The sequence below is a fragment of the Desulfovibrio sp. genome, from assembly GCF_035644575.1.
Lineage (GTDB): Bacteria > Desulfobacterota > Desulfovibrionia > Desulfovibrionales > Desulfovibrionaceae > Desulfovibrio.
Genome location: NZ_DASQOG010000078.1, coordinates 1 through 6,847, shown reverse-complemented (window position 1 = coordinate 6,847; position 6,847 = coordinate 1). Strand labels below are relative to the sequence as shown.

The 6,847-nt window shown below is 60.6% G+C and carries 6 protein-coding genes; 2 read left to right on the top strand and 4 right to left on the bottom strand.

The features are described 5' to 3' along the window. The first annotated feature begins 45 nt into the window (after positions 1-45). The gene (locus VEZ52_RS04150; RefSeq protein ID WP_324835662.1) at positions 46-768 is read left to right on the top strand and encodes a hypothetical protein; all 723 of its coding nucleotides are present in this window, start codon (positions 46-48) and stop codon (positions 766-768) included. A gap of 205 nt (positions 769-973) precedes the next feature. Here the strand turns inward: VEZ52_RS04150 and VEZ52_RS04145 are convergent, their stop codons facing one another. The 4 genes from VEZ52_RS04145 to VEZ52_RS04130 all read right to left on the bottom strand — a co-directional run bounded on the left by VEZ52_RS04145 (position 974) and on the right by VEZ52_RS04130 (position 4,551). Then, a complete protein-coding gene (locus VEZ52_RS04145; RefSeq protein WP_022657521.1) occupies positions 974-1,210 on the bottom strand; it encodes a SlyX family protein in 237 nt (78 codons plus the stop codon). 33 nt (positions 1,211-1,243) lie between these two features. After that, positions 1,244-3,322 carry a YgiQ family radical SAM protein gene (locus tag VEZ52_RS04140; RefSeq protein WP_324835664.1) on the bottom strand — a complete coding sequence of 693 codons (2,079 nt, stop codon included), beginning with the start codon at positions 3,320-3,322 and terminating at the stop codon, positions 1,244-1,246. A gap of 331 nt (positions 3,323-3,653) precedes the next feature. Further along, positions 3,654-4,037, bottom strand: a complete 384-nt coding sequence (locus VEZ52_RS04135) for an EF-hand domain-containing protein (RefSeq protein ID WP_324835661.1) — start codon at positions 4,035-4,037, stop codon at positions 3,654-3,656. A 112-nt stretch (positions 4,038-4,149) separates the two neighbouring features. Next, a complete protein-coding gene (locus VEZ52_RS04130) occupies positions 4,150-4,551 on the bottom strand; it encodes a hypothetical protein (RefSeq protein ID WP_324835660.1) in 402 nt (133 codons plus the stop codon). Positions 4,552-4,751: 200 nt separating this feature from the next. Between VEZ52_RS04130 and VEZ52_RS04125 the strand changes: the two genes are divergently transcribed. Next, positions 4,752-6,530: a methyl-accepting chemotaxis protein gene (locus VEZ52_RS04125; RefSeq protein WP_324835659.1), complete on the top strand. Its 1,779-nt coding sequence runs from the start codon at positions 4,752-4,754 to the stop codon at positions 6,528-6,530. Positions 6,531-6,847: the final 317 nt, after the last annotated feature.

The following is a 6,847-nucleotide window of genomic DNA, read 5'->3' as shown; positions in this document are numbered from 1 at the left end:
GTGAGCTTTTCTGAAAAAAATACGATCTCCGAGGAGGAGGCCGCCATGTCCGATACATCTCGTAAGGTTTTTCCCGTGGAGTCCGTGCTTGCCCTGGTTGTGGGCAAGGAGGGCGTAGACGTCAAGGAAATCGCCGGTTTTATTGCCGGTCGTTCCGTTGCCTGTGATACCTGCGCCAAGGCCGTTGGCCCCTTTGCCGCCGCATGGCTGGCCCGCTGGTACCCCAAGTTTGCCGACCTGAACTGGGTTGAAGGCCAGTCCTGGGACGCCTTTGTCAACACTGGCCGCAGCGCCCTTGGCGACAATGTTTCCCTCACCTGCATGGACGGCCTGACCAAGGCCCTGTGCGACAAGGTGCTGAACTACCTTGGCGAAACCTACGCCAGCATGGCCGCGCAGACCGCCGCCGCCGTGGCCCTTGAAGACCGCGTGCGCGCTCTGGAACCCGCTGAAGCCCGCGCTGCCGCTCTTTCCAAGAAGGTTGATGAGCTTGAAGCCAAAATCAAGACCATGAACACCGATATGGGTGGGCTGCGCAAGCAGGTTGCCGAATTCCAGGGCAAGGTCGCCATCAATCATGACGAACTGATGATGAACATCAAGGACGCCATCAAGGACGGCCTGAAAGGCATGGTTGTGGGCGGCGTTGCCGCTGGCGCTGCCGCCGGTGCCGGTGATGAAGCTGCTCCTGCTGCTGAAGAAAACGCCGTGCCGGATGATTTCGGCTTCGGTACTTCCGGCGCCAACAACGACGGCTTCGGCTTCTAAAGCAAAGACTGCCTGTGAGAGGGATCGGGGCCTTTCCCCAGACCCTCAGACAAATAAAAAACCCGCCATCTGGCGGGTTTTTTATTTGCGGCAGTACTTACTACGCAGTACTTACTACGTTGTGCTTGCGAGCCTTGCTGGCGGCGAGGTATGTCTGCTGCCCTCGGTAGTTATGACAGTTATAAACTGCGGTCGGGCGCATCTGCTACCAGCGTTCAGGCATGGAGTGGGGCGGCAGCGAATTTTCCGGCTGGTCGCCAAGCTTTTCGCGCAACAGGCGGATCACGGATGTTGCGTCGGAAAAATCCTGCTCCAGCTTGTCCAGTTGCAACTGTTGGGCGGTGAGCGCCGCATCAAGAGCCTTGATGCGTTCCTCCTGAAAAAAGGTCAGTTCTTCCAGACGGGTCAGCCGATCATCTTCTGAAGTCAGTGGGCGGGACATGGTTGCCTCCTTGTGAAACACCTGTTGGCACAGTTACGCGCGTCTTCCGCCGCGCCGTCCATCGCCTCGTTTGCCGTTGCGGTCAGGGCCGCGATCATCAGAGCCAAAGCGTGAATCCTTGCCCCGTTGTGGGTTTTCACTCTTGCCTGACCTGCCTTGTGCGGCACCACGATCATTGTCTTCCCGCCGTGCAGGTCGCTCGTCCCTCTGCCCTTGCGGGTTTCGGGAAGGTCTTGCCCTGTCCTGAGGCTTGCCAGCTCTGTCGGGCCGGGTGCCGTCAGGTTTGCGAGCGTCACCATGAGCGTCACCACGAGCGTTTGGCCGGGTGTTGGGCCGGACACCCGGCCGCGAACCGGGCCGCCGGGGGGCGTCCCTGTCCTCCGTGGCGGGCATCAGAATGTAGTGCTGGCGCATGCGCTGGGCATCCGTGCGGGCAACATAAATCTGCTCGCCAAGTTCATCGCGCTCGCAATAAAACATGGCCGTGGCAATGGTGCCGGGCGTGGGGATAAAACACTGCGTCTGCTGCGGATTCCAGTGCCGTTGCCGCAGCCAGTGCGACAGGGTGCGCATGTCTTCATCCGTACAGCCGGGAAAACCGCTCATAAGATACGGCACCACATACTGTTCCCGCCCTGCGGCGCGGCTTTGTCGCACAAAGCTTTCCAGAAAAGCCTCAAACACGTCCAGCGAGGGCTTGCGCATGAGCTCAAGCACAGAGGGCGCGCAATGTTCCGGCGCAACCTTGAGCTGGCCGCCTGTAAATTCGCCTGTATAGGCGGCAAGGGCCTCGGCGTCGCGCAGGGCAAGGTCGGCGCGAACGCCGCTCGCCACGCGGGCCTGCTTGACTTCCGGCAGGGCTGCAACCTTGCGCAGCAGCTCCACATGTTTGCGCTGCGGCGTGATGAAGGATTTGCACACGCTGGGAAAACAGCAACTGGTGCGGCGGCAGGCGCTTTTGACCCGTGGTTTGGACATGTCGTCGTCCTGCGCAGTGCGGCTGTCCAGCGCGCAATGTCCCTGCCACATATTGGCGGTGGGACCGCCCACGTCAGAGATCGCCACCGGGCCTTTGCCACGGGCCACGTTCTGCTGTCCCAGCAGGCGTGCCTCGGCAAGAATCGACTGTTCGGAGCGCGAGCTGATGCGCCTGCCCTGATGCAGGGCCAACGAACAGAACGAGCACCCCCCGCCGCAACCCCTGTGGCTTGTGATGCTGGTACGCATCATCTCCGCCGCGGGGATAGCCTCCCTGTAGCGCGGGTGCGCCAGCCGGGTGAAAGGCAGAGTGTAGAGGTCGTCCATTTCTTCGGTGGTGAGAGGCTGGGCGGGGCGGGCCAGCACCACGGCGCGGTCGCCCACAGGCTCAAAGGCCCAGGCGTCAAGGCGGTGTACCTGCCGTTCCAGCTCCTGCGTCAGTTTAAGAAGCTGGAAAGAGTCAGCCAGAATTTCATCGTGCGAGGGCAGGGCAACCCACGGTTCGTCCTCAAGGGCAGGCGGCAGATTGGCCGGATGCCCGGAGGCGTCCAACTTGTTCATCCAGGCCGTGCCGGGGATGCCGCGAATATCTTCGCCCCTGTCCAGGCGTTGGGCGCATTCAATGATGGCCTTTTCGCCCATGCCCCAGATAAGCAGGTCAGCCTTGGCATCCATGAGAATGGGTTTGCGCAGGGAGTCTGTCCAGAAATCGTAGTGGGAAACGCGGCGCAGGCTGGCCTCAATGCCGCCAAGAATGATGGGCAGGCCGGGAAAGGCTCGCCGGGCAAGGTTGGCATAGACCAGACACGCGCGGTTGGGGCGCGCCCCAGCTTTGCCGCCGGGCGTGTAGGCATCGTCGTGCCGCTTTTTGCGAAAGGCCGTGTAGTGCGCCAGCAGGGAGTCAAGCGCCCCGGCGCTCACCCCGGCGAACAGGCGCGGGCGGCCCATGACGAGCAGATCGTCAGTATTTTCCCAGCCGGGCTGGGCCACAATGCCGGTACGGAAACCATGATGGATCAGCCAGCGGGCCAGCAGAACATTGCCAAACGAAGGATGGTCAACGTAGGCATCGCCATTGATCAGCAGTATATCAAGCTGATCCCATCCAAGGGCGCGCATTTCTTCCGCGCTCATGGGCACAAAACGTGGCTGACGCAAGCGGCCCTGGGGCTGCGCTCCGGCAGCGTCTGCCTGCGGCGCGTCCGCCCACAGAGATTCTGGGGCAACAGCCTTGCGTTGCTGCGCGTTCTCTCGCAGCAGATCGGGAAAGGGCGGCTTGCGCGCGGGCGCGGGCTTGTTGTCTGCGTGTGCGGTGGCTCTGGCGCCCTGTCGGCGCGGCGCACCCTTGGGCGCGTCAGCAGAAAGCGGAACGGCAGCCGTTTTTGATCTTTCGGGCTGCCGCTCAGGAGCAGCACAGCCCTGGTCGCCGTGCTGACGCCAGGGCTGCGGAAATGGCGCGGGGCGTTTATTTGCCATTGGGGGGCGTCACCAGGGGCATGTCTGCGCTGCCGGGGGTGGGCATCATGGCGTTGCCGGGCATGCCGCCCTGGCCGCCCATCATGTTGCCCATGCTGCCGCCCATGTGACCGGAGGAATGGTTGGATACAAATTCGTCCCATTCAGCGCGGTCAATGGCTTTGTCGCCGTTTTTATCAATAACTGCAAAGGCTTCTTCGCGCATGTTGGGAAAATACGCCTTGAATTCCTCGTATGACACCTTGCCGTCCTTGTTGGTATCCATAAGCACGAATTTATCAACCTTGGGCGCATCGGTCGCGGCGGGGTTGGCCTGGGCAGAGGCGGCCCAAAGGCAGAGCACGGCAGCGAGGGCTATGTGCAGAAGCTTCATGGGGATCTCCTTGTGGTGTTGAGCCGTCAGCGCGTGGGAGCTGCCTGCGGCCTTGCTGTTTTCAAGATAAAACCTTGCCAGCTGTCGGCAAGGCCAAAATTTCAAGTCCGGATTATTCTGTTCTGAAATCAAGGCCCATTTTTTCCATGCGGTCAATGCACAGAGTGAGGTTGTCGGGCTGTCCCGGCTTGTGATCATCGGGGTAGAGCAGGGCTGACATATAAAAAATTGAGTTCAGACGCAAAGACATTCTGGCACTTGCCGAAAAGCCTTCCAGAGCGAGTGCGTAATTGAAGCGCGTTTCGCCCGGCAGCGGCTCAAGCAGGGGCTTGGCGTCTTCGGCCATGGCTGCAAGCAGTTCGGCCTTGAGGCGCATGTGGTCATTATGGCCGGGGGTATCCCCGGCGTCAAGGCGGGCAAGGGCCTGCGCCTCCGCCGCCATCACTTCGGCATGGCGGTTGCGCAGCCATTTGATAAGGCTTGTCAGGGCCTGTTCACTGGTGTTGGCGCTCACGGGATTCTCCTTGCTGGGGTTCGGCGCGGCCTGTTGCGCAGCCGTGCATGATTTTTAAAATGATACAGTTCAGGCAAGAAGGCAACGCCGTGCATATATTTTGCGGCGTTGGCCATAATTGCCATTGACAGGTGCGGTGCGTAGGTAGGACTATCAAAATAGATCCCCCCTCACGATTTATCCGCGTAGTGGAGGACACTATGGGCATGTCGCTTCGGGTTAAACTGGCAAGCGGTTTTGGCGTGATTCTGCTGATTTTTGCCATATCCGGCAGCCTGGCCATGCTGGCCTTGCGCGCGCAGCGCGAAACGCTGGGCATGCTGGGCAGGCATGAACTGCCCACCATCAATCTGCTGCAAGAAGCATCCCTGGATATGCAGCTTTACCGCAAGGCTGAAAAAGACATCCTGCTGAACATGGGCGACAGCAAGGCGCTCAAAGGATATCTGGGTAAGCTGGATGAAATTGCGTCTGAACTGGGCGAGACCCTGCGAAAGCTGGAGGCCGCCCTGGGGGGCAATCCCCAGGCCGGAGCCAAAGCCGTGGCCCAGGCGCAGGAGGCGGCACAGGCATTTGCGGCTTACGATGCCGTGGTGCGCCGCACTTCTTCAGACATAGCTTCCGGCTCTGGCGGCATGAGCGCCGGGCAGGCCAATGCCTACTACACAACCTACAAGAATCACGTTCATACTACCGAAAAGAATCTGGAAGCGCTGGAAACCGAGTTCATGGAACGTGTGGTATCCAGCCAGCGTGAACTGGCAGAGCAAACGCGCGGTACAGAACGCCTGTTGTTGATATCCATTTGCGGCAGCGTTGTGTGCGGCGCGGGTATTGCCCTGCTGGTGCTGCTGTCTGTCACCCGGCCTCTGGGACGGGTGATCAGCTTTGCGCGCGCCGTGGCTGGCGGAGACCTCGAGGCCCGGGCCAGCGGCAGTTACAGTGCGGAAATGGCCGCCCTGCGCGACAGCATTGAGGGTATGGTGGGCACGCTCAAGGGCAAGATAGCCGAAACCGAGCGCAAGAGCGCCGAGGCTGCGGAAGAAGGCCGCCGCGCCCGGCAGGCTGCGGATGAAGCTCAGGCCGCCAAGGCCGCGGCAGAACGCGCCAGGGCGGAGGGCATGATGGAAGCCGCCGCGCAGCTTGAACGCGCGGTGGAGGGGATTTCGTCCGTTTCCGGGGACATATCTGCGCAGGTGCGTCAGGCCAGCCTTGGCGCGGAGCGCCAGTCTGCCCGCGTGGGCGAGGCCGCCACAGCCATTGAGCAGATGAACGCCACCGTGCTTGAGGTTGCCCAGAATGCCGCTAACACCGCGCAAAGCACGGATGTCGCGCACAACAGGGCCAATGAAGGTTCCGGCGTCATGCGTCAGGTGGTGGACGGCATGGACGAGGTGCGGCGCGTCTCCGCCGAGCTGAAAAATTCCATGGATACGCTGGGCGGCATGGTGGGCAACATCGGGCAGATCATGTCTGTCATTTCGGATATTGCGGATCAGACCAACCTGCTGGCCCTCAATGCGGCCATTGAGGCGGCGCGGGCTGGCGACGCCGGGCGCGGTTTTGCCGTGGTGGCGGACGAGGTGCGCAAACTGGCGGAAAAAACCATGGGAGCCACCCGCGAGGTGGGCGAGGCTGTCAGCGGCATCCAGAGCGGCACCAGCGCCAACATAGAAAATATGGAGCGCGCCCTTGCCGCTGTGGAGCGCACAACGGAAATGGCCGGGCGTTGCGGCGAGGTGCTGCGGGAGATTGTGACCATGGTTGACGGCGCGAGCGATCAGGTGCGCGCCATTGCCACCGCCAGCGAAGAACAGTCTGCCACATCGGAAGAAATCACCCGCAGTATTGAAGAAATCAATGGTATTTCGCGCGATACAGCTTCAATTATGAGCAAGTCCGCCCAGGCTGTGGAGCAGTTGGCGGGGCAGACGCGCGATTTGCAGGGCCTGGTGCAAAAGATGAAGTCTGGCGCGTAGCAACTGCGCTGAATACCTCGCCTATGGCGGAGGGCAAGGCCCATCCTTACCAGATGCTTCATACCGGGCCTTATTGCTTATCCACGCGGATAAAGCTTCTGTTTGTAAATTGCGCAGATTCACGAGCGATTCATGCGCGGCAAAAAGTGATGTCTTAAAAAAGGCATCACTTTTTATTTGTATGTAGAAAACCCCCCGCTAGGCGGGGGGTTCCGTAAAGCTTAAAGCTTTAAGCATGTCAGCAAAACTCCTTTTGATTTGTTACAACGACTTGCGGTCTGGCAACTGCAAACGAACAAATCAAAAGGAGGTCACAA

What these genes read in the sequence shown, in the direction of transcription:
- VEZ52_RS04150 (WP_324835662.1), top strand. Translation starts at nt 46, where the DNA reads ATGTCCGATACATCTCGTAAGGTTTTTCCCGTGGAGTCCGTGCTTGCC.
- VEZ52_RS04135 (WP_324835661.1), bottom strand. Translation starts at nt 4,037, where the DNA reads ATGAAGCTTCTGCACATAGCCCTCGCTGCCGTGCTCTGCCTTTGGGCC.
- VEZ52_RS04140 (WP_324835664.1), bottom strand. Translation starts at nt 3,322, where the DNA reads ATGAGCGCGGAAGAAATGCGCGCCCTTGGATGGGATCAGCTTGATATA.
- VEZ52_RS04125 (WP_324835659.1), top strand. Translation starts at nt 4,752, where the DNA reads ATGGGCATGTCGCTTCGGGTTAAACTGGCAAGCGGTTTTGGCGTGATT.
- VEZ52_RS04145 (WP_022657521.1), bottom strand. Translation starts at nt 1,210, where the DNA reads ATGTCCCGCCCACTGACTTCAGAAGATGATCGGCTGACCCGTCTGGAA.